Here is a 2,310-nt window from a genome sequence, read left to right as displayed (position 1 = left end):
CATTTCTTAAGATAATCGATTATTTTATCCTCAGTAATCGGCTTTGGAATGAAGCTAAGGCCCTGCTCTGCAGCTTGCTCCTGGACTCGCTCCTGAAAATTCGCTGTTAATAAAGCGATTTTCGCGCTTGGGCACGCTTCTTGAAGTTCCGGCGATATCGTCAGGCCATCAACTCCCGGCATATTCATATCTAAAGTAATAAAATCAAACTGACCACTCTGACATAGCTTCAGTGCCTTTCGGGCATCTTCAGCTTCAGTCACACTCCAATCTGGATAGTGCGCACTGATAATAGCTTTCAGCATCAGGCGCGATATGCGACTATCATCAACGAGCATAATACTTTTTTGGGACATTCGTTCATCCTGCAAAATTTGAATTTGCTTTTCAGCTTTGTCTCGTCTTAGAGATCAAAACCTTCGCTTAGAACTTCAGTATAGCTCGAATCACTCACTTGTCTTTTATTTCCTGCTTCAGCTGCCGATCATGATCTTTTTATACAAAGAATATGTTGCCAATTCTACATTCGTATAAGAAAAATTGGCTTAATTTGATTGTTTCTGCTAATTTTTGTGGGCTTAGCTTTTTAATATGCTAAATGGAATCTCGTTGTCCCGGCTTGCCAACGAGAAGCAATCAGTAAGTAACAATGAGAAGAATGTTATGCCGGAAAACCAACAAAAATCCCAAGAAATGACGAATTTCACCCCTTACGTCGAAAAAGACGGTGAGGAGTACATGAACGATGAACAGGGCGAGCACTTTCGCCAAATCCTTTTAGCTTGGAAGCTTGAGCTAATGGAAGAAGTAGATCGTACTGTGCATTATATGAAAGAAGACGCTTCTAACTATGCAGATCCAAGTGACCGAGCGACACAAGAAGAGGAGTTCAGTCTTGAGCTTCGAACACGTGATCGTGAGCGTAAGCTAATCAAGAAGATCGATAAAACCTTAGACCGCATCGAAGATGATGACTATGGCTTTTGCGATTCTTGCGGTGTAGAGATCGGTATTCGTCGGCTTGAAGCACGACCTACTGCAACCCTATGCATCGACTGTAAAACGCTCGCTGAAATTAAAGAGCGCCAAACAGGAATTTAATCCTGATAGATTGGGTGGGAGCTACTCCTACCCAATATCCTTAGATCTATGAGCTCATATCGCGGTCGCTTTGCTCCGTCCCCTACCGGCCCTTTACACTTTGGTTCACTCTTCGCTGCCTTGGTTTCCTATTTAGAGGCAAGGAGAAATTCGGGTACCTGGCTTGTAAGAATTGAAGATATTGACCCCTTACGTGAAGCACCCGGCGCTAGCCAGCAAATTATCGAGACACTTGAAGCCCACCATTTATTCTCGGATGAACCAATAGTTTTTCAATCAGCACATAGTGCTGAATACGAAAGCTTGTTAACAAAACTGGACTTAAGAAAAGCAATTTTCTATTGCCCCTGTAGTCGAAAATACTTGGCTACAAACGGTGGTCGACACAATGAAGCTTGCCTACGCCAGTCTGTCGATAAGCAAAACTGTGCTCAGAAGTTTAGGAATACCGAAGAACTATATTATTGGCATGACGGCATGCAAGGTGAACACTCGTATAAACTAGATGATGATTTTGTTCTTAAGCGTAAAGAAAGCTTTTATGCTTATCAACTAGCTGTGGTTAATGATGATCACCGACAGAATATTACACATGTCGTAAGAGGCTACGACCTACTCTTCTCTACTCCCATGCAATTGGCACTCTATCAAGCGCTTGACTATAAGCCTCCCGAATTCTCTCATTTCCCGGTACTATCTGCTAAAGGTCAGAAGCTGAGTAAACAAAACCACGCGAAGGCCGTCTCTTCTCTCCAAGCCAAAGAGAATTTGAGCTGTATCTTTAGGCTGTTGGGGATTGAGATATCATCAAAATGCTTATCTATCCCTCAAATGCTAGAAACTGCCATTGAACACTGGAACCCTAAAGTTCTCTCACGAGTTAAAGAGCTTCCATCTCCATATTGAGTTTTCGCGTGCCAGCTTTGGTATGAAGTCAAAATAAGTTATGATTCTTCGTCCACACAATAAAGCAACTAAACCTAATTTAAGCAGGGCTACATGCGCCGAATATTAATCATTGAAGATGACATTGATCACCGCGCGGGTTTACAAAATTTTCTAGAAGATGCTTTACACCAGGTTGATGTCGCATCATCAGTCAACGAGGCCGCTGAAACTTATGCGCTACCCTCTTTTGATTTAATCATTTCGGATATCCACCTGCCCAACCAGCCCGGGACAGATATTATAAAATTAGCTCAGGGCGTA

General features: G+C 42.6%; 4 protein-coding genes. 3 read left to right on the top strand and 1 reads right to left on the bottom strand.

All coding sequences use genetic code 11. From position 1 onward, the window contains the following. Positions 1 to 356 (bottom strand): response regulator (locus A3763_RS11700; protein WP_068760057.1); only part of this gene is annotated, 356 nt, incomplete at its 3' end. Between the two features lie 307 nt (positions 357 to 663). Between A3763_RS11700 and dksA the strand changes: the two genes are divergently transcribed. The 3 genes from dksA to A3763_RS11685 all read left to right on the top strand — a co-directional run. Further along, the gene (dksA, locus tag A3763_RS11695; RefSeq protein WP_068510075.1) at positions 664 to 1,101 is read left to right on the top strand and encodes an RNA polymerase-binding protein DksA; all 438 of its coding nucleotides are present in this window, start codon (positions 664 to 666) and stop codon (positions 1,099 to 1,101) included. 48 nt (positions 1,102 to 1,149) lie between these two features. After that, a complete protein-coding gene (gluQRS, locus tag A3763_RS11690; protein ID WP_068506845.1) occupies positions 1,150 to 2,007 on the top strand; it encodes a tRNA glutamyl-Q(34) synthetase GluQRS in 858 nt (285 codons plus the stop codon). 93 nt (positions 2,008 to 2,100) lie between these two features. Next, positions 2,101 to 2,310 (top strand): response regulator (locus tag A3763_RS11685; protein ID WP_156495058.1); only part of this gene is annotated, 210 nt, incomplete at its 3' end.

Source organism: Oleiphilus sp. HI0128, assembly GCF_001635365.1.
This window is presented reverse-complemented; position numbering and strand designations above follow the sequence as displayed.